The 20163-nt window shown below is 49.6% G+C and carries 21 protein-coding genes; 16 read left to right on the top strand and 5 right to left on the bottom strand.

What is annotated here, in order from left to right:
- The first annotated feature begins 97 nt into the window (after nucleotides 1-97).
- Nucleotides 98-337: a YecH family metal-binding protein gene (locus MRY16398_RS18520; protein WP_039078666.1), complete on the top strand. Its 240-nt coding sequence runs from the start codon at nucleotides 98-100 to the stop codon at nucleotides 335-337.
- Nucleotides 338-376: 39 nt separating this feature from the next.
- Here MRY16398_RS18520 and ftnA read toward each other — a convergent pair whose 3' ends face one another.
- Both ftnA and yecR read right to left on the bottom strand, forming a co-directional pair.
- Complete coding sequence (gene ftnA / locus MRY16398_RS18515) at nucleotides 377-874, bottom strand: non-heme ferritin (RefSeq protein ID WP_039078667.1); 498 nt, start codon at nucleotides 872-874, stop codon at nucleotides 377-379.
- Nucleotides 875-1082: 208 nt separating this feature from the next.
- A complete protein-coding gene (gene yecR, locus MRY16398_RS18510) occupies nucleotides 1083-1421 on the bottom strand; it encodes a YecR family lipoprotein (RefSeq protein WP_039078778.1) in 339 nt (112 codons plus the stop codon).
- 244 nt (nucleotides 1422-1665) lie between these two features.
- Between yecR and MRY16398_RS18505 the strand changes: the two genes are divergently transcribed.
- Together MRY16398_RS18505 and azuC are read left to right on the top strand one after the other, a co-directional pair.
- On the top strand, nucleotides 1666-2304 hold the full coding sequence (locus tag MRY16398_RS18505; protein WP_039078668.1) for an RpiB/LacA/LacB family sugar-phosphate isomerase: 639 nt from the start codon (nucleotides 1666-1668) through the stop codon (nucleotides 2302-2304).
- 266 nt (nucleotides 2305-2570) lie between these two features.
- Entirely contained in the window at nucleotides 2571-2654 is an 84-nt protein-coding gene (gene azuC / locus MRY16398_RS18500; RefSeq protein WP_088218881.1) for a stress response protein AzuC, read from the top strand.
- A 91-nt stretch (nucleotides 2655-2745) separates the two neighbouring features.
- Here the strand turns inward: azuC and MRY16398_RS18495 are convergent, their stop codons facing one another.
- Nucleotides 2746-4089 (bottom strand): anaerobic C4-dicarboxylate transporter, encoded by a 1344-nt coding sequence (locus MRY16398_RS18495; protein WP_039078669.1) that lies wholly within the window; start codon nucleotides 4087-4089, stop codon nucleotides 2746-2748.
- A gap of 213 nt (nucleotides 4090-4302) precedes the next feature.
- Nucleotides 4303-4749 (bottom strand): ferritin-like domain-containing protein, encoded by a 447-nt coding sequence (locus tag MRY16398_RS18490; RefSeq protein WP_125124983.1) that lies wholly within the window; start codon nucleotides 4747-4749, stop codon nucleotides 4303-4305.
- A 392-nt stretch (nucleotides 4750-5141) separates the two neighbouring features.
- Between MRY16398_RS18490 and MRY16398_RS18485 the strand changes: the two genes are divergently transcribed.
- From MRY16398_RS18485 to otsA, 6 genes are all read left to right on the top strand, one after another.
- Nucleotides 5142-5699, top strand: coding sequence for a DJ-1/PfpI family protein (locus MRY16398_RS18485; protein ID WP_071194632.1), 558 nt, complete (start codon nucleotides 5142-5144; stop codon nucleotides 5697-5699).
- Nucleotides 5700-6016: 317 nt separating this feature from the next.
- The gene (locus tag MRY16398_RS18480; RefSeq protein ID WP_039078671.1) at nucleotides 6017-7006 is read left to right on the top strand and encodes an arabinose ABC transporter substrate-binding protein; all 990 of its coding nucleotides are present in this window, start codon (nucleotides 6017-6019) and stop codon (nucleotides 7004-7006) included.
- A 70-nt stretch (nucleotides 7007-7076) separates the two neighbouring features.
- Nucleotides 7077-8591, top strand: a complete 1515-nt coding sequence (gene araG, locus MRY16398_RS18475) for an L-arabinose ABC transporter ATP-binding protein AraG (protein WP_039078672.1) — start codon at nucleotides 7077-7079, stop codon at nucleotides 8589-8591.
- 11 nt (nucleotides 8592-8602) lie between these two features.
- A complete protein-coding gene (araH, locus tag MRY16398_RS18470; RefSeq protein WP_162303309.1) occupies nucleotides 8603-9592 on the top strand; it encodes an L-arabinose ABC transporter permease AraH in 990 nt (329 codons plus the stop codon).
- A gap of 188 nt (nucleotides 9593-9780) precedes the next feature.
- Nucleotides 9781-10587: a trehalose-phosphatase gene (gene otsB, locus MRY16398_RS18465; RefSeq protein WP_125124982.1), complete on the top strand. Its 807-nt coding sequence runs from the start codon at nucleotides 9781-9783 to the stop codon at nucleotides 10585-10587.
- Complete coding sequence (otsA, locus tag MRY16398_RS18460; protein ID WP_125124981.1) at nucleotides 10562-11986, top strand: alpha,alpha-trehalose-phosphate synthase; 1425 nt, start codon at nucleotides 10562-10564, stop codon at nucleotides 11984-11986. Before otsB ends, otsA begins: the two co-directional genes overlap by 26 nt.
- Before the next feature lie 29 nt (nucleotides 11987-12015).
- Here the strand turns inward: otsA and uspC are convergent, their stop codons facing one another.
- A complete protein-coding gene (uspC, locus tag MRY16398_RS18455; protein WP_039078676.1) occupies nucleotides 12016-12441 on the bottom strand; it encodes a universal stress protein UspC in 426 nt (141 codons plus the stop codon).
- A gap of 779 nt (nucleotides 12442-13220) precedes the next feature.
- Here uspC and flhD point away from each other — a divergent pair.
- The 7 genes from flhD to MRY16398_RS18415 all read left to right on the top strand — a co-directional run bounded on the left by flhD (nucleotide 13221) and on the right by MRY16398_RS18415 (nucleotide 19824).
- Nucleotides 13221-13571, top strand: a complete 351-nt coding sequence (flhD, locus tag MRY16398_RS18450) for a flagellar transcriptional regulator FlhD (RefSeq protein WP_039078677.1) — start codon at nucleotides 13221-13223, stop codon at nucleotides 13569-13571.
- 2 nt (nucleotides 13572-13573) lie between these two features.
- The gene (gene flhC, locus MRY16398_RS18445; RefSeq protein ID WP_039078678.1) at nucleotides 13574-14152 is read left to right on the top strand and encodes a flagellar transcriptional regulator FlhC; all 579 of its coding nucleotides are present in this window, start codon (nucleotides 13574-13576) and stop codon (nucleotides 14150-14152) included.
- Nucleotides 14153-14278: 126 nt separating this feature from the next.
- On the top strand, nucleotides 14279-15166 hold the full coding sequence (gene motA, locus MRY16398_RS18435) for a flagellar motor stator protein MotA (protein WP_039078679.1): 888 nt from the start codon (nucleotides 14279-14281) through the stop codon (nucleotides 15164-15166).
- The gene (motB, locus tag MRY16398_RS18430; protein ID WP_039078680.1) at nucleotides 15163-16116 is read left to right on the top strand and encodes a flagellar motor protein MotB; all 954 of its coding nucleotides are present in this window, start codon (nucleotides 15163-15165) and stop codon (nucleotides 16114-16116) included. Before motA ends, motB begins: the two co-directional genes overlap by 4 nt.
- A gap of 4 nt (nucleotides 16117-16120) precedes the next feature.
- Nucleotides 16121-18196, top strand: a complete 2076-nt coding sequence (gene cheA / locus MRY16398_RS18425; protein WP_071194628.1) for a chemotaxis protein CheA — start codon at nucleotides 16121-16123, stop codon at nucleotides 18194-18196.
- Nucleotides 18197-18219: 23 nt separating this feature from the next.
- Nucleotides 18220-18723: a chemotaxis protein CheW gene (gene cheW, locus MRY16398_RS18420; RefSeq protein WP_039078682.1), complete on the top strand. Its 504-nt coding sequence runs from the start codon at nucleotides 18220-18222 to the stop codon at nucleotides 18721-18723.
- 534 nt (nucleotides 18724-19257) lie between these two features.
- Nucleotides 19258-19824, top strand: a complete 567-nt coding sequence (locus MRY16398_RS18415) for a Csu type fimbrial protein (RefSeq protein WP_125124980.1) — start codon at nucleotides 19258-19260, stop codon at nucleotides 19822-19824.
- Nucleotides 19825-20163: the final 339 nt, after the last annotated feature.

Below are 20163 nucleotides of genomic sequence, written 5' to 3'. Positions count from 1 at the left end.
GCGGTCTACAGGCTACGCGCAATGCAGGTAAACCTGTCTCAGCGCAATAAACCCTTATAAAGATGTGTCTATGATGCATCTTTTAAGCGGAGGGTGTATGGCGTCAATTCATGGTCATGAAGTACTTAATATGATGCTGGAGTCAGGGGAGCGTTATTCAGAGCAAAGCCTGGAAGCGGCAATCTGTATGCGCTTTGGTAAGGATGCCCGTTTTCATACCTGTTCAGCAGAGGATATGACGGCAGCGGAGCTGGTGGCGTTTCTGGCATCGCGTGGGAAATTTATTCCTGCGGAAAATGGGTTTTCTACCCACGAAAGTAAAATCTGCCAGCACTAAAAAATAATGCGGTAATGTAGAGTCATTACCGCATGTTGCTTAATTTGCGGTGTCGAGAGTAGACAGTTCTTTATCGATAAAATAAAGACCTTCGCCGCTTTTACCCGCCAGCGTCAGTTTATCAATAACGGATTTAAACAGTTTTTCTTCTTCATGTTGTTCCGCTACATACCACTGCAGGAAATTAAACGTCGGATAATCCTGCGAGGTCATTGCGACGTGCGCCAGTTCGTTAATTTTCTGGGTGATCAACTGCTCGTGTTCGTAAGTCGCACGGAACAATTCATCCAGCGAAGCGTATTCGGCAAACGGCGACTGAATAGTGTTAATGCGCGGTAAGCTGCCGGTATCTGCCAGATAATCAAACAGACGCTGCATGTGCGTCATCTCTTCCTGCGCATGGCGGCGCAGAAATGCGGCGGCACCTTCAAAGCTGTTATAGCTGCACCAGGCGCTCATTTGTTGATAAAGCAGAGACGAAAAAAGTTCGAGGTTCATCTGCTCATTGAGTTTTTCAATCATTTCAGCTTTAAGCATGGCGCCACTCCGAAAAATAATAAAAGAGGTAAAGAGCGGCCACTATAATTTGTTATTTAATTATTTGCAAAAGGTAAAATAAAAAATAATTTTTATTAAAAATGAGAATGGGAATAACACGCATTGCAGGAAAATAAGCGGGGAAATGATAATTATTCTTTTATTTAAATAAAGAGTAATGCCAGCGGTGGAGCACTGGCATTAATTGTTACCAGGCTCTGGCGGCCGGCACGTTGTTGAGCGCCATACCACGGCACTGGTACTGAATGGTGATGGTCGTGTTCATACAGACGGAACCACTGATCAGGCTACAGGTCGAAATGGGCTGACCATAGGCCACTGCGGTCGCATAGCCCATTTGTTGACACTGCTTGTTGGCGGTTCCCTGGGTGGTGTATTCGTCATAGTGTGCGTTTTGCATCATCGCCTGATTAAAGCTAAGACGGATCAGACCATTGGTCGTATCAACATTGCTGACTTTGGGTTCTTTGGTTATTGAGCACCCGGCGAGCAGTAGCAGCGAGGCGGCAACAAGGATTTTGTTCATGAAAGCGCTCTGATTCATATGGGCATTGTTGCATCTTACCGACTTATTACGCGGGCAATCGGCAGAATAGCCTGCTTAACTGACCTTTTTACGTGCAACGACGGGGCAATCAGGTCCATTTCAGGCAAAACTGTGAACGCAATTTGCTTTTTTAAAACTATTTTTCATTAAATTTGAAAGTCTGTTTATCAGGTAGTAAGGTTAATCCAATTTGGCAACTTAATGCATTAACCAGGAGATGAAGATGAAGATTGCACTGATGATGGAAAACAGCCAGGCAGGGAAAAACGCCGTCATCCTTAAAGAACTGAAAGCGGTTGCAGATGAAAAAGATTTTCCGGTCTTCAATGTGGGTATGAGTGACGAAAACGATCATCACCTGACCTATATCCACCTTGGTATTATGGCCAGTATTCTGCTGAATGCTAAAGCGGTCGACTTTGTAGTGACGGGTTGCGGTACAGGGCAGGGGGCGCTGATGTCCCTCAATATTCATCCTGGCGTTATTTGTGGTTACTGTATTGATCCGGCTGACGCTTTCCTGTTTGCCCAGATTAACAACGGCAACGCGCTCTCATTGCCGTTCGCCAAAGGGTTTGGCTGGGGTGCGGAGCTGAATGTGCGCTTTATCTTTGAAAAAGCGTTCACGGGCCGTAAAGGTGAAGGCTACCCGCCGGAACGTAAAGAGCCGCAGGTGCGTAATGCCGGTATCCTCAACCAGGTAAAAGCGGCGGTAGTCAAAGAGAACTACCTTGATACCTTACGCGCCATCGATCCGGAACTGGTGAAAACCGCCGTTTCCGGCCCGCGTTTCCAGCAGTGCTTCTTTGAAAACTGCCAGGATAAAGCCATCGAAGCTTTCGTGCGTGAGATCCTCGCCTGATACCCCTGAGGTCAGCACACGCTGGCCTCTGCTTTCCCTTCCGTGTTCACCCGCCACTATTTCCTTAACTTATCCAATTATTTTTTAAAAATACAAAAAAATTTTAGATTGTAAGTCCCAGATTCTATACGAATTTTTAACAAAAACTGTTTTTCTTTAAAAATAAAACGTGATTTCTATCACGTAAATATTGCTTTTTGTGACGGAGGTCATATTATATGCACATCAACCGATAACACCTGCATAACAAATCGCCGGAGCAAAACATGAAACTGCGCAAAATCCTGAAAAGCATTTTTGAAACCTACTGCAAAACCTTCAAAGATGTCCCCCCGGGTGCCATGTTCTGATGATAAAAAAACCTGCCGAGGCAGGTTTTTTTATGTCCGCAACAAAAGGCGGAAGGGTGATAAAAGCGGCGATCTTCGCCGCTTTTTGCTATCAGAAGAAAGCCGAGACCAACATGTAGCTGGCAGCACAGGCGCAACTCACGCCAATCAGACCCGGAATGATAAAGCTGTGGTTAATGATAAATTTGCCGATACGCGTGGTGCCTGAGCGGTCAAAGCCGATACAGGCCAGGTCACTCGGGTAGGTCGGCAGAACAAAATAGCCGTACGAGGCCGGGAAGAAGGCGATCAACATTTTGGGTTCAACGCCCAGCATCAGACCCATTGGCGCAACGGCGGTCAGTGCGGCGGCCTGGCTGTTTACCAGTTTCGAGACGAGGAACAGCACGATAGCGTAGGTCCACGGATGGCTTTTCACGACCCCTTCCAGCGCCATTTTCAGTTCGTTCAGATGTGCCTGGAAAAAAGTATCACTCATCCATGCAACACCAAACACCGAGAAAATAGCCACCATTCCCGCTTTGAATACCGCACCGCCTGATATAGCAGAAGCGTTGACCTTACAGACCATCAGCATCACGGCACCGGCAATCAGCATCATCATCTGAATGACCAGGTTCATGGAGAGGGGGGAAAGTTTACCTTTTACGTCGAAAGCCGGGCGCAATTGCGGGAGTGCGCCGAGTAATACCACGACCAGGATACCGGCAAAAAAGATCCACGTTGACCAGTAGGCCTCTTTGGGGAAGCGCTGATTCATCAGCGTTTCGCTACTGCCATAAATGAATTCACGCTGTTTCGGATCTTTTAATTTTTCCTGGAATTCTTTGTCGTCTGCCAGATCTTTACCACGGCGCAGGCTCCACAGCGCGGCGATAGCGACCCCGAACAGCGAGGCCGGAACAGAGACGGCCAGTATTTCAAGGATACTCCAGGCATGACCAATGCCGTGTTGCGCGGCAAGAATGGAGACCAGCGACACGACGGCAACGGAGACCGGCGATGCGGTAATCGCCATCTGCGAGGCAATAGAAGCCACGGCCATCGGACGTTCCGGGCGGATATTTTTCTTAAGCGCAATGTCGGCGATGATAGGAAACATGGTGTAGACCACATGCCCGGTACCGCAGAGAAACGTCAATGTCCATGTGGTGAACGGTGCCAGCAACGTAATATGTTGGGGATGGCGACGTAATAACCGCTCCGCAAATTGCATCATCACGTTCAGACCGCCTGCGGTTTGCAGCGTAGCTGCGCAACCAATAACGGCAAGAATCGTGAGCATAACATCAACCGGCGGCTTGCCCGGCTCCAGACCAAATACAAAACTCAGGAGAAAAAGGCCAATACCGCTGATTAAACCCAGCCCCATCCCGCCAAAACGTGTCCCTATTAATAAACAGAGAATTATAATGATAAATTCAATGGTAATCATGACTCACCTTGTCCTGGACATTAATACATTGAATAGATCATTACATTTTGTAACGTCTCTCAATGAGAGCCAGATCCAATTTGAGCAAAATTAATAAAAGCAATAACTTATATACTTTTTATTAACAAATAATTCATACCCTGGCAAAGTAATGGGTCAGTCGGTGGGGGGATTAAACATCGACTGACGACAGGAAGGGGTAACGCGGAAAAATTAACAGGCAATGGAAGCGGAATACTGAATAGTGAGAATGTTTTTTAATTCTTCGTTATTGTTTTGATATTCTGCGCGAATGTTGTTTATGAGTTCGAGAGTGGCCATATTACTGTCCAATGCGATCTCTTCGGCCAGACATTCCAGTGCACAGATACGCAGGGCCTGGTTTTCCATGAGTTGCTTTAGAACATCCTCAACAGAGACAAAATTATTGTCCACCATATCAACCGCCTTAATAACCGGCCAGGTCCCTGACGCCTTAATATATTCGAACAGTTGCATCATTCGCGTCACACTTTTTTGCGCCTGAATGCGCAGAAACACCCCCATAGCAGGAAGGTTACGCGTCATACACCCGTTGCCAAGAGAGATATAAAGATGTGACGCATGAAACTCAAGATTCATCTGAGTATTCAATTTCTGCGTCATTACAGAGGTCATCATAATAATATCCTTATTACAGAGTAAGTTTTTGCACGTGTTAAATTAATACGGCAAACCATTCAGGTATCCATCTGCCTCAACGTGAGTTGCATAAGGATTACAGAGGAAGAAGCGTATCCTAAGTTATATTACGTTATTGTTCATTTCGCCCATATGACATGTGGATGATAGTTTTATTCAGTCATAAATATTCGTTTTCTCTTACAGAGGGTGCACTTATTCCGACAGGCAAATAAACCTATCTTTCAAAAGCCTGCGGTTTCTCTGGTTACCTGAAAAGTGACGGCTTGCGCTCGCCTGGCGGCAAGAATGTGACTTAAGAACGATTTTGAAACACCGTTTTGATTTAATATATGGACAATTGATGACAACAACAGGGTAAGGAGTAGGCAATGAAAAAAGTGGCGGTGTTGTTAGCGCCAGGGTTTGAAGAGGCAGAGGCGATTATTACCATCGACATTCTGCGTCGCCTGAATATCGAGGTTGAAACGCTGGCCTGCGCGCAATCACGTGCGGTAGTGAGCTATCACAATATTCCGATGGTGGCAGACAGCACGCTGAGCGAGCGTGCTGACACACTTTACGACGCCGTGGTGCTTCCGGGTGGCCCGCAGGGCAGTGTTAACCTTGCCGCGAACACAGAAGTTATCGCATTTGTTAAGCATCACGATGCGCAGAACAGGCTGATTTGCCCGATTTGCTCCGCGGCCGCAAGAGTGCTCGGCGGCAATGACCTGCTGGATGGCCGCCGCTACGTCTGCTCCGGCGATTTGTGGCAAGGGGTTCGAAACGGCGAGTACGTTGATGCCCCGGTGGTGGAAGACCGCAATCTGTTAAGCGGCAAAGGTCTTGGCCACGCGTTTGATTTTGCGTTTGCCCTGTCGGCACGCTTGCTGGGCGATGAAACCCCCGTGCGCGATCACGCAGATCATATTTATTACCATTGGTAACTTGTACACCCCGATACACCTTGTATCGGGGGACAAGGATAACCGAGCTGGAGCTATGGATTATCCTGCTAATACCCTTCTGGTTTGTACGACAAATACGCCCATTTTTATGTCTTAATCCGCTGAATTTATGTACGGAATTACTGTAATTCTGCGGTGTGATATTGCTCTCCTATGGAGAATCAATTTCCCGCTAAAACTACTGCCAGCACAGGTATCCAGGGAAGCACGGATCCTAATGCCTTGTTTTATGACCTTTTAAGTTAACCGGTAGTTATTTTTCCCTACGTAAAAGAAAGTCAAAGCTGGAGTTAACCATGCACAAATTCACTAAAGCGTTAGCAGCCATTGGCCTTGCCGCCGTTATGTCACAATCCGCTATTGCTGAAACAATGAAACTGGGTTTTTTGGTAAAACAACCTGAAGAACCCTGGTTCCAGACTGAATGGAAATTCGCCGATAAGGCGGGCAAGGATTTAGGGTTTGAGGTGATTAAAATCGCCGTTCCGGATGGCGAAAAAACACTGAATGCCATCGACAGTCTGGCAGCGAGCGGCGCAAAAGGCTTCGTTATCTGTACGCCGGACCCGAAATTAGGTTCCGCGATTGTTGCTAAAGCGCGCGGTTATGACATGAAAGTCATTACCGTGGATGATCAGTTCGTTAATGCCAAAGGCGAACCGATGACCTCCGTTCCTCTGGTCATGATGGCTGCCAGCGAAATCGGCGCGCGTCAGGGTCAGGAATTGTACAAAGAGATGCAAAAACGCGGCTGGGATGTGAAAACGACCGGCGTTATGGCGATCACGGCCAATGAACTGGATACCGCACGTCGCCGTACCACCGGTTCAATGGATGCGCTGAAAGCCGCGGGCTTCCCGGAAAAACAAATTTACCAGGTACCGACAAAATCAAACGATATCCCCGGTGCGTTTGATGCCGGTAACTCTCTGCTGGTGCAACATCCGGAAGTGAAACACTGGCTGGTGCTGGGTATGAACGATAACACCGTCCTGGGCGGCGTGCGTGCAACCGAAGGCCAGGGCTTTAAAGCTGCGGATGTGATTGGCATTGGTATTAACGGTGTGGACGCGGTGAGCGAGCTGTCTAAAGCGCAGGCGACCGGCTTCTACGGTTCTCTGCTGCCAAGCCCGGATGTGCATGGCTATAAAACCAGCGAGCTGCTCTACAACTGGGTGACCAAAGGTGTTGAGCCGCCGAAATTCACTGCGGTTACCGATGTGGTGCTGATCACTCGCGATAACTTCAAAGAAGAGCTGGCGAAAAAAGGGTTAGGCGTGAAGTAAATCTCTGATGGTTGTGCCCTCCCTTATCAGGGAGGGCCAGAAGTACACTGAACTGATTCACGGAGACGTTATGCAAGACTCTACTCCTTATCTTTCCTTCCGCGGCATCGGCAAGACGTTCCCCGGCGTCAAGGCCCTGAGCGATATCAGCTTCGACTGTCATGCCGGTCAGGTCCACGCGTTGATGGGGGAGAATGGCGCGGGTAAGTCGACCCTGTTGAAAATTCTCAGCGGTAATTACGCACCGACGACCGGTACGCTGGCAATTAAAGGACAGGAAGTTAGCTTCGCGGATACCACGGCGGCGCTCAATGCCGGTGTGGCTATCATCTACCAGGAACTGCATCTGGTACCGGAAATGACGGTGGCGGAGAATATCTATCTCGGCCAGTTACCCCATAAAAGCGGGATCGTTAACCGCTCACTCCTCAATTATGAAGCGGGTCTGCAACTCAAGCATCTGGGGCTGGATATTGATCCACAGACGCCGCTCAAATATCTCTCCATCGGCCAGTGGCAGATGGTCGAAATCGCGAAGGCGCTGGCACGTAACGCCAAAGTTATTGCCTTTGATGAACCGACAAGCTCACTGTCGGCGCGCGAAATCGAAAACCTGTTCAGGGTTATTCGTGAGCTGCGCAAAGAAGGGCGCGTCATTTTGTATGTTTCGCACCGCATGGAAGAGATCTTCGCCCTCAGCGATGCCATTACCGTGTTTAAAGATGGACGTTATGTCCGTACGTTCACGGACATGCAGCAGGTTAACCATGACCAGCTAGTACAGGCGATGGTTGGCCGCGACCTGGGCGACATCTACGGCTGGCAGCCGCGCGACTATGGCGATGAACGGCTACGCCTCGATCAGGTTAAAGCGCCCGGTGTTCGCACACCGATTAGCCTGACGGTACGCAGCGGCGAGATTGTTGGTCTGTTCGGTCTGGTAGGGGCAGGGCGCAGCGAGTTAATGAAAGGTTTGTTCGGCGGTACGCGAATTACCGAAGGGAAAGTCTTTATTGACGGTGCTGAGGTTAATATCCAGAAACCATCCCATGCCATTCGCGCCGGTATGATGCTCTGCCCGGAAGACCGTAAAGCAGAAGGGATTATTCCCGTCCACTCCGTACAGGAGAATATCAATATCAGCGCCCGGCGTAAGTTTATCCATGCAGGGTGTTTGATCAATAACGGCTGGGAGGCGCAGAACGCCGAGCATCATATTCGTAGCCTGAATATCAAAACGCCCAGTGCCGACCAGTTAATTATGAATCTTTCCGGTGGTAATCAGCAGAAGGCCATTCTGGGACGTTGGTTATCGGAAGAGATGAAGGTCATTTTGCTCGATGAACCCACTCGTGGGATTGATGTGGGGGCCAAGCATGAAATCTATAACGTTATCTATGCGCTGGCAGCCCGTGGTGTAGCGGTGTTGTTTGCCTCAAGCGACCTGCCGGAAGTCCTTGGCGTCGCCGACCGCATCGTGGTGATGCGCGAAGGCGAAATTGCCGGTGAATTGCTTCATGGTCAGGCCGATGAACAGCGAGCGCTCAGCCTCGCGATGCCTAAAGTTAGCCAGGCTGTCGCCTGAGCAAGGAGAATATGATGTCATCTGTAACTTCTTCTGGCGCACCGAAGTCGCCATCGGCCTTTAGCCTGGGCCGCATCTGGGATCAGTTCGGTATGCTGGTGGTGTTTGCCGCACTGTTTATCGGCTGCGCCGTTTTTGTGCCGAACTTCGCCTCGTTTGTGAACATGAAAGGGCTGGGGCTTGCAATCTCCATGTCCGGTATGGTGGCCTGCGGGATGTTGTTCTGTCTGGCCTCCGGTGACTTCGACCTTTCGGTTGCATCCGTCATCGCCTGTGCTGGTGTTACCACCGCTGTGGTGATCAACATGTCAGGTAGCCTGTGGCTGGGCGTATTTGCTGGCCTGATGCTGGGCGTGGTGAGCGGGTTTATTAACGGTTTTGTGATTGCCCGGCTGAAAATTAACGCCCTGATCACGACCCTTGCCACGATGCAAATTGTGCGCGGGCTGGCTTATATCATTTCTGATGGTAAAGCGGTCGGTATTGAAGACGAGAGCTTCTTTACGCTTGGTTACGCCAACTGGCTGGGGCTGCCTGCGCCAATCTGGCTGACTGTCGCCTGCCTTATCGTGTTTGGCTTCCTGCTAAACAAAACGACGTTCGGTCGAAACACCCTGGCCATTGGCGGCAATGAAGAAGCGGCGCGTCTGGCGGGCGTACCCGTGGTGCGCACGAAAATCATTATCTTTGTTCTGTCCGGGCTGGTATCCGCGGCGGCAGGGATTATCCTGGCCTCGCGTATGACAAGCGGTCAGCCGATGACCTCTATCGGTTATGAGCTGATTGTGATTTCGGCCTGCGTGCTGGGTGGGGTTTCGCTGAAAGGCGGTATCGGTAAAATCTCTTACGTGGTCGCCGGGATCCTGATTCTGGGGACGGTAGAGAATGCGATGAACCTGCTGAACATCTCGCCGTTTGCCCAGTATGTGGTGCGTGGTTTGATCTTGCTGGCTGCGGTGATTTTTGACCGCTACAAACAGAAGGCTAAAAGAACTGTGTAATCCTCCTGTCATCGCTATGATGATTGATCTTTAAGCATACCTCCAGTAACCCATCAACCGCCAGAATGGTTGATGGGTTATGCATAAAATGGCGAGCAGCGTCACACTGTCTATACTTACATGGCTAATGATAATGAAAGGTTATCGTATGAGACCTTTCACCGTTGACCATTAAGGAGGAAACCAGGGTGGCTGACCTGTTATCTGAACCGCCTGTCTTTTCCGGAAATTTTGCTTTTTTCTTCGATCTTGACGGAACCCTCGCTGAAATCAAACCTCACCCTGACCAGGTTTTTGTTCCGCCGGATGTTCTCAAGCGGCTCGCACGCCTTGCTGAAATGAATGATGGCGCGGTGGCATTGATCTCAGGGCGCTCAATGGCAGAGCTGGACAAGCTTGCCAGGCCTTACCGTTTTCCCCTTGCCGGGGTTCATGGGGCAGAGCGCCGCGATATCAACGGTCAAACTCACCGGGTCACGTTGCCAGATGAGATCATCCAGCCGCTGGAACAGGCACTGACTACGGGAATGGCCGCACTTGAGGGTGCCGAGCTTGAAAGCAAGGGGATGGCGTTCGCTCTGCATTATCGGCAGGCACCGGAGCATGAAGAGGCAATCTTCGCTCTGGCACGCAAAATGGTTGAGACCTGGGGCCAACTGGCGATGCAGCCAGGCAAATGTGTGATCGAACTTAAACCGTCTGGCATCAACAAGGGTGCCGCTATAGACGCGTTTTTACAGGAGTCGCCGTTTAGGGGAAGAAAACCGGTATTTATCGGCGATGATCTGACGGATGAGCACGGCTTTGAGGTCGTGAACGCGAAATCAGGTATTTCGGTGAAAGTAGGGGCTGGTGCAACTCACGCGCAATGGCGTTTGGGTTGTGTGAATGACGTCCATCAGTGGCTTAAACGTATAACTGACCATCAAGAACAAGAAAAAAAGGCGCTAACAAACAGGAGAGATGGCTATGAGTCGCATAGTCGTAGTATCTAATCGCATTGCTCCGCCTGACGATAAAAAGTCCAGCGCAGGTGGGCTGGCCGTAGGGATTCTGGGAGCATTAAAAGCCACGGGCGGATTATGGTTCGGCTGGAGTGGTGAAATCGGTGATGAAGATGCACCGCTGAAAAAGGTCTCGCGTGGAAATATCACATGGGCTTCCTTTAACCTCAGCGAAGAGAATTACGAGCAATATTATTCTCAATTTTCCAACGCCGTGTTATGGCCGGCTTTCCATTATCGCCTGGACCTGGTGAAGTTCCAGCGTGAGGCATGGGAGGGCTATCAGCGGGTAAATTCCCTGTTGGCGGATAAGTTATTACCGCTGGTAGAAGATGATGACAATCTGTGGATCCACGATTACCATCTGCTGCCTTTTGCCAGTGAATTGCGCAAGCGTGGGGTGAATAACCGTATTGGTTTCTTCCTGCATATTCCTTTCCCGACCCCGGAAATCTTCAACGCGCTGCCGCCGAATGCCGAACTGCTTGAGCAGTTGTGTGACTATGACCTGCTGGGTTTCCAGACCGAGAGCGATCGTCTGGCGTTCCTTGACTGTCTGTCTACCCAAACACGTCTGACAACACGTGGCGGTACGCACCATACCGCATGGGGCAAAACGTTCCAGACCGAGGTTTACCCTATTGGTATCGAACCGAAAGAGATTGCCCAGCAGGCTTCGGGGCCGTTGCCACCCAAACTGGCGCAACTTAAAAACGAGCTGAAAAACGTCAAGAATATCTTCTCCGTTGAGCGTCTGGATTACTCCAAGGGGTTGCCGGAGCGTTTTCTCGCCTATGAAACGCTGCTGGAGAAGTATCCGCAGCATCACGGCAAGATTCGCTATACGCAAATCGCACCGACCTCGCGTGGCGAAGTACAGGCCTATCAGGACATTCGTCATCAACTGGAAACGGAAGCGGGGCGCATTAACGGGAAATATGGTCAGCTTGGCTGGACGCCGCTCTATTATCTGAACCAGCACTTTGATCGCAAAGTGTTAATGAAAGTCTTTAGATACGCGGAGGTCGGGCTGGTCACACCACTGCGTGACGGGATGAACCTGGTCGCGAAAGAGTATGTTGCCGCGCAGGATCCTGCGAACCCGGGCGTACTGGTGCTGTCGCAATTTGCCGGTGCGGCAAACGAGCTAACCTCGGCGCTGATTGTTAACCCTTACGACCGGGATGATGTGGCTGCCGCGATGGACAGGGCACTGACGATGCCGCTGGCTGAGCGTATCGCGCGTCATGCTGAAATGCTTAAGGTGATTGAGCAAAATGATATCAACCACTGGCAAGAACGGTTTATAAGCGATTTAAAGCGCATCACGCCACGTAGTGCTCACAGTAGCCTGCAAAACAAAGTGGCGACCTTCCCGAAAATGGCCTGACAAGAGCCCCTTCCGTTACGCGGGAGGGGTTATTCGCTTAATGGCACCAGCAAGACATCCACTTTACACGAACCGACTATCGCTTTAGCGGAGCAGGCTGCTCGCGCAAAAAAACTCTGATTGTGATTCCCACAGATAACCAGGTCGACGCCCTGTGTACGACAGGTATGCAGCACGTGCTCACTGAGCTCACCAGAGGTAATAATCACCTGTTCAATGGGGTAATCAGCGCGGCTGACCAGGTCATTCATAAACTGTTGCGTCTCTTCCTGCAGAATCTCGCGCACATTCTCCATCATCGGTGCCGCAAGCTGGTTATACATTTCGGGATCGGACGTTAGTGTGATGAGGGTTAAGCGGGAGTGAAACGGACGTGCTATTGACACCGCTTTTGCCACCAGGGCGTGGCTTTCCGGCGAGGCCGATACCGCAACCAACAGATGCGTGTAGCCCATGACTGGCTCCTTATCTATGAGGTTCACATATCACCATTACTCCGTTTGCGCCAACGTAGCAATAGACCAATATGACAAACTTGTGAAGAAACTCATAAATATTCATTAATTAATCTTATGAAATGGACAGCCTGATGTTTAATCATCTTAATTATAATTAAGCGCTTAAGCTAAATTTTAAGAATTTAAAGTTAAATCCCTAAATTATTAATCGTCCTGATTAACAAATTTAAAATGATCCCGCGCGGCAATTAATAAGCGTGGCTGTATTTCTAATTTATTGTTTTATAAAGCTATTTATTATTGTTTCTTTATTAGAGACGAATTGCGTATTTTAAACGCCTAAAGATAGTACACATCTGACCACTGCGCTGTATTTCGATATGTCATATGAATGAGTATTCGCATTAAAAGAATAGAAAAATGGATTGTTAGAACAAAAAATAATCAATTCAGAAGCAGGACTGATAGATTTCTTACCAGGAAATGCGTAAATTATGTGACGTGGATCACATTTTTTCCAAAATTTCACTCTGGTCACATTGTATGTCTCAGCACCTACGAGTACAGTTGCGTCGAATTAGGAAAAATCTTAGTTCTTTGTAAGAAATGATTAAGAGTGTGGCAAGGTAAAAACATTTGAGCGAGAGACCTGCCGCACGAGATCCTAAGTCTGTTATGCATTTAGCCTTTCTTTTTATACCGGGTTTTTTCCCGGCGACATCACGGGGTGCGGTTTGTCCGCATAAGATACAAGTTGGTTATTCGGGATGGGAAAAATGCATACATCCGAGTTGCTGAAACACATTTATGACATCAATCTGTCATATCTGCTCCTTGCTCAGCGTTTAATTAGTCAGGACAAAGCGTCCGCCATGTTCCGCTTAGGTGTTAACGAAGAAATGGCGAATACGCTGGGAGAGTTAACTCTTCCACAGATGGTTAAGCTCGCTGAAACAAATCAAGTTATTTGTCAGTTCCGCTTTGACAACCATCAGACCATTACGCGTCTGACTCAGGAATCCCGTGTGGATGATTTACAGCAAATCCATACCGGCATTCTGCTCTCTACTCGTCTGCTGAATGAATCTACCCAAGCAGGTGAACCAGCCCGGAAGAAAAGGGCGTAATCATGAGCGAGAAAAGTATTGTTCAAGAAGCCCGCGACATTCAGTTAGCAATGGAACTGATCACGCTGGGCGCACGTTTGCAAATGTTGGAGAGTGAGACGCAACTGAGCCGTGGTCGTCTCATCAAGCTTTATAAAGAGCTGCGTGGTAGCCCGCCGCCGAAAGGTATGCTGCCATTCTCCACCGACTGGTTTATGACGTGGGAGCAAAATATTCATGCTTCAATGTTCTGTAATGCCTGGCAATTCTTACTAAAAACCGGGTTATGCAGCGGCGTTGATGCGGTAATTAAAGCCTATCGACTCTATCTCGAACAATGCCCTCAGCCTGAGGAAGGGCCACTGCTGGCTCTGACCCGTGCCTGGACTTTGGTACGTTTCGTGGAAAGCGGAATGCTGGAGTTGTCTCGCTGTAACTGCTGTGGTGGTAACTTTATCACCCACGCGCATCAGCCTGTTGGCAGTTTCGCCTGTAGTTTATGCCAGCCGCCTTCTCGTGCGGTAAAAAGACGTAAACTTTCCCGGGATGCTGCCGATATTATTCCACAACTGCTGGAAGAACAGATCGATCAGGCTGTTTGACCGAACAAGGTGTGGGACAAACTCCAGCAGCGGTGAAGTTATACCGCTGCTTTTTTTTTCCCTGCCTTTCGTGAAAACCCTGCGATTTGTCTTCCTTGCCATAGTCATTAGCGGAAGGATGATGTCGTGCTTATCGTATTAGGTTACATAGTGGTTGTGGGTGCTGTCCTTGGCGGGTATATGATGACCGGCGGGCACCTTGGCGCACTTTATCAACCGTCCGAGCTTATCATCATTGGCGGCGCTGGCATCGGTGCGTTTATCGTCGGCAACAATGGTAAAGCCATCAAGGGCACCATCAAGGCGTTACCTTTGCTGTTTCGCCGCTCCAAATACACAAAAAGTATGTACATGGATTTGCTGGCGCTGCTCTATCGGCTGATGGCGAAGTCTCGCCAGCAGGGGATGTTCTCCCTTGAACGGGATATCGAAAACCCGAAAGAGAGCGAGATTTTTGCCAGCTATCCGCGCATCCTTGCCGATGCCACCATGCTCGAATTTATTGTTGATTATCTGCGTCTTATCATCAGCGGCAATATGAACACCTTCGAAATTGAAGCGCTGATGGACGAAGAGATCGAAACCCACGAAAGTGAAGCGGAAGTCCCGGCCAACGCCCTGGCGGCGGTAGGGGATTCGTTGCCCGCATTTGGTATCGTTGCGGCGGTTATGGGCGTGGTTCACGCACTGGCCTCGGCGGACCGTCCGGCGGCGGAGCTTGGTGCGCTCATTGCTCACGCGATGGTGGGAACCTTCCTTGGTATTTTGTTGGCGTACGGCTTTATTTCTCCGCTGGCCAGCGTGTTGCGTCAGAAAAGCGCCGAAACCACCAAAATGATGCAGTGCGTCAAGATCACACTGTTGTCGAATCTGAACGGCTACGCGCCGCCAATTGCCGTCGAGTTTGGGCGTAAAACGCTGTACTCAACCGAACGTCCGTCGTTTGTCGAACTGGATGAACACGTGCGCGCGGTAAGAAACCCTAACCAACAGACAACGACTGAGGACGCATGAAAAATCAGTCCCATCCTATCGTCGTCGTAAGACGCAAGAAACATAAAGGACATGGCGGGGGAGCGCACGGCTCCTGGAAGATAGCCTATGCCGACTTTATGACGGCGATGATGGCTTTTTTCCTGGTTATGTGGCTTATCTCAATTTCTAGCCCTAAAGAACTGATTCAGATTGCCGAATACTTTCGTACACCCCTTGCAACAGCGGTAACGGGTGGACCAAGAATTTCGAATAGCGACAGTCCGATTCCGGGCGGTGGCGATGACTACACACAGCAGCAGGGTGAAGTTAAAAAACAGCCGAACATTGATGATCTCAAGCAACGCATGGAGCAAGCAAGGCTGAAAAAATTGCGCGGCGATCTGGACCAACTGATCGAAGCCGATCCGAAATTGCGTGCTTTACGCCCGCACCTCAAGATCGATCTTGTTCAGGAAGGTTTGCGTATTCAGATTATCGATAGCCAGAACCGCCCGATGTTTAAAACCGGCCGGGCAGAAGTGGAGCCCTATATGCGTGACATTTTGCGGGCTATAGCACCGGTACTGAATGGTATTCCGAACAAAATTAGCATTTCCGGACACACCGATGACTATCCCTACGCCAACGGTGAGAAAGGATACAGCAACTGGGAGCTTTCAGCGGATCGTGCAAACGCCTCGCGACGAGAACTGGTTGTTGGGGGTCTCGACGATGGAAAAATGCTTCGAGTCATTGGCATGGCAGCCACAATGAGGCTGGCAGAGCGCGGACCGAATGAGGCGATCAACCGCCGTATCAGCCTGTTGGTGCTAAACAAACAAGCAGAAGAAGCCATTCTGCATGAGAACGCCGAAAGCCAGAATGTGCCAATAAGCGTCATTACACAGCCGGAGGCAGAAGCGGCGCCAGCGCCAGCATCCGCGCCTGCGGCGGCAGTTACAACATCGCCACAACCCGAGTCGAGGTGATTGCGTGAGCATGGATATTAGCGATTTTTATCAGACGTTCTTTGATGAAGCTGACGAGTTGTTGGCCGACATGGAGCAGCATTTGTTAGACCTGGTGCCAGAAGCGCCGGACTCTGAACAACTCAATGCCATCTTTCGTGCCGCCCACTCTATTAAAGGCGGTGCGGGCACGTTTGGCTTCACCATTTTGCAGGAAACCACGCACCTGATGGAAAACCTGCTTGATGAAGCCCGCCGTGGGGAAATGCAGCTCAACACTGACATCATTAACCTGTTTTTGGAAACCAAAGATATTATGCAGGAACAGCTCGATGCCTATAAAAGCTCTACGGAGCCAGATGCCGCCAGCTTTGAATATATCTGCAATGCGTTGCGTCAATTAGCGTTGGAAGCCAAAGGGCAAGCTGTTCCGGCTGCAGCCAATAGCGCCAAATTGTCCGTTGTTGAAAGCGCCGCACAGGACGCTGAGGCTGCCGCTCCGGCGAGCCCAGCCGATGACGGAAAGCTGCGTATTGTGCTGTCGCGTCTAAAAGAAAACGAAGTCAGCCTTCTGGAAGAAGAGTTGGGTAACCTCGGTACGCTCACTGACGTTGTAAAAGGGACGGATACCTTACGCGTCACGCTGGATGGCGGTGTAAGCCAGGATGATATCATTGCGGTGCTGTGCTTCGTTATAGAAGCAGACCAGATCGCCTTTGAAAACGCCAGCGTACCTGCGGAAACCGCGTCTGCGGAAGCTGCAACGGTTGAAGCCGTTGAAGAGGCCGCACCAGAAGCAGCAGCGGCCCCGGTTTCAGCCCCGGCCCCGGTTGTCCAGGCTGCACCTGTCGCGGCGCTGAAAGCGGTCGCCAAAGAGCAACCCGCAGGTCGTGAAAAACCGGCCCGCGCCAGTGAGTCAACCAGTATCCGTGTTGCGGTAGAGAAAGTTGACCAGTTGATTAACCTCGTCGGCGAGCTTGTTATTACGCAGTCGATGCTGGCTCAGCGCTCGAACGAACTTGACCCGGTCACCCACGGCGACCTGATTACCAGCATGACGCAGTTGCAGCGTAACGCACGCGATCTGCAAGAATCGGTCATGTCTATCCGTATGATGCCGATGGAATATGTATTCAGCCGCTTCCCGCGTCTGGTGCGTGACCTCGCGAGCAAGTTGGATAAACAGGTTGAACTGACCCTGCAAGGTAGCTCAACAGAACTGGATAAGAGCCTGATTGAGCGCATCATTGACCCGTTAACGCACCTGGTGCGTAACAGCCTTGACCACGGGATTGAAGTTCCGGAAAAACGCGTTGCAGCGGGTAAATCACCGATTGGCAACCTGACCCTTTCCGCAGAACATCAGGGCGGCAATATCTGCATCGAAGTCACCGACGATGGTGCAGGCCTGAACCGTGAACGTATCCTGGCAAAAGCCATATCGCAGGGTATGCCAGTGCACGAAAACATGAGCGACGAAGAAGTCGGCATGCTGATCTTTGCGCCGGGCTTCTCTACCGCTGAGCAGGTGACCGATGTCTCCGGGCGTGGCGTGGGCATGGACGTGGTGAAACGTAATATCCAGGAGATGGGCGGCCACGTTGAGATCAAATCACGTCAGGGCGCAGGTACCACAATCCGCATTCTGCTGCCGTTGACCCTGGCAATCCTTGACGGCATGTCCGTTAAAGTGAGCGATGAAGTGTTCATTCTGCCGCTGAACGCGGTGATGGAATCGCTGCAGCCGCGCGAAGAAGATTTGCACCCACTGGCCGGTGGCGAGCGCGTACTCGAAGTGCGTGGCGAGTACCTGCCGCTGGTAGAGTTGTGGAAAGTATTTGATGTTAATGGCGCGAAAACCGAAGCTACGCAGGGGATTGTCGTTATCCTGCAAAGTGCCGGTCGTCGCTATGCATTGCTGGTTGATCAATTGATTGGTCAGCATCAGGTAGTAGTGAAAAACCTTGAAAGCAATTACCGCAAAGTGCCGGGAATTTCTGCGGCAACCATCCTTGGTGATGGTAGCGTTGCGCTGATTGTTGATGTTTCGGCACTACAGGGATTAAACCGTGAACAACGTGTGGCGCACACTGCCGCCTGACTGAGTTAAAAGAAGGTAAAAACATGACCGGTATGAGCAATGTAACAAAACTGGCTGGCGAGCCATCGGGTCAGGAATTCCTGGTATTTACCCTGGGCGATGAAGAATACGGTATCGATATTCTGAAAGTGCAGGAGATTCGTGGCTATGACCAGGTCACCCGTATCGCCAACACGCCTGACTTTATCAAGGGTGTCACTAACTTACGTGGTGTCATCGTGCCCATCGTCGACCTGCGCGTGAAGTTCTGCCAGGTGGACGTTGAATACAACGATAACACGGTGGTCATCGTCCTGAACTTTGGTCAGCGCGTGGTTGGGATTGTTGTCGATGGCGTATCTGACGTGCTGTCGCTGGCTGCGGATCAAATCCGCCCGGCACCGGAATTCGCGGTTACCCTGTCCACCGAGTACCTGACAGGTCTTGGCGCGCTGGGTGAGCGTATGCTGATTCTGGTCAACATCGAAAAACTGCTGAACAGCGACGAGATGGCACTGCTGGATATCGCAGCTACCCACGTCGCCTAATCGCGCGTCCTTAAACCCCTGCGCCATCGCGTGGGGGTTTCTTTCCTTTCCTGCCATTCACTCGCGCTTTTTGTTTTTTATTCATCTGTCCTGATTCCTGTATTTATCACCGTAAATATAGCGACGCAAAGAAATACCTGACGATAAATGATGTGAATGTCCGTTATGTTGCGTGTTAATACACACGGCACATTGTATTTACTGAATAATGACGCATTACGTATATGGGGTTTCTTTAAAAGAGACAGATGGCAGCATAGCGTTGAATTTGTTTTAGTGTGCGTAAATAATGTTTTCTTTCGGCTTAACTTCCTATATTATAGAATCTGTTACGCAACTGAATTATTTGAATTCTAATTTACGTCAAATTGTAAGAAACTTTCATTAATTTGTTGAATAGCATAGATATTTATAATTTTTTATTTGTCAGTGACATGCAATTTTAGGAATGCCCGATGTTATGCAGCGATGGAAGTGCAATTTTTTAATTGTTACTGCGTGATGAATAAACTGCGCTTTTTCCGGAACTGTACTATGAAAAAATATCTGTTTCTGTTGGCCTGCATATTGCCGCTGGCGTTACCGGTTAAGGTTTCGGCAAGCAGCAGTGGCACCCTTGGCGTATCCCTGACGCTGACGAACGGCTGCCTGGTTAATGGTTCCGCCAGCCAGAATGGTATTTCCTTCGGTACGCTCAATTTTGGCGACCATTCCGCCACCTTTTCCGAACTCTCCACGCAACTGTCGAACAGCGGGCCAGGTGGGAATGCATTTGGGATCCAGTGCACCACCAATAGCTACAGTGTACAGATAACCGGTAATACCAACACCACGGCGCCCACGTCGCTTGTTGGTATACCCGGAACTACGGCACGCTATCTGCGAAGCGCCAGTAATAGCACCCAGGGCGTTGCCTACAGTCTCTATAGTGACAGTAATTTTAATAACGAGATTGCCAATAACACAGCGCTTCCTCGTCTGTCGACAGTTGACGGTGTGGATTATTACACGCTGTATGGCCGCATTCGCGGCGGTGGTAAAAATACTGCGATTGCACCGGGTAACTATTCAGATACTATTTATGTCAGTGTGAATTATTAACTTTAACTGGTTGAAGTCATTTTTTAAGGCCTGCATTTGTTATGGGCTTTTTATTTTAAAAAATGGTCGAGCATCATAATAAAGTTAATAAAGAATAAACTTATTTTTTAAAGTTTAAGCGCTGCTTAATTTCAGTGGTTTCACCAGTGCGAATAAGCATTTTAAATATGCTAATGGTGAATTTACGTTATACCATATATTGTGATATTCATCACATTATTGCTAATATATCCTTTTCATATATCTTTCTTGTTACGCTTCATTATAATTAACTTGTTGAAAAACAATCAAAATATATACTAACACACCCTTTAGGGGCGTTGGGCATATTCAGTGGTC

Origin of the sequence: Phytobacter sp. MRY16-398 (assembly GCF_003925915.1) — a bacterium.
Lineage (GTDB): Bacteria > Pseudomonadota > Gammaproteobacteria > Enterobacterales > Enterobacteriaceae > Phytobacter > Phytobacter diazotrophicus.
Note: the sequence above shows the minus strand (reverse complement) of the source record. Positions and strands in the feature narration are given on the sequence as shown.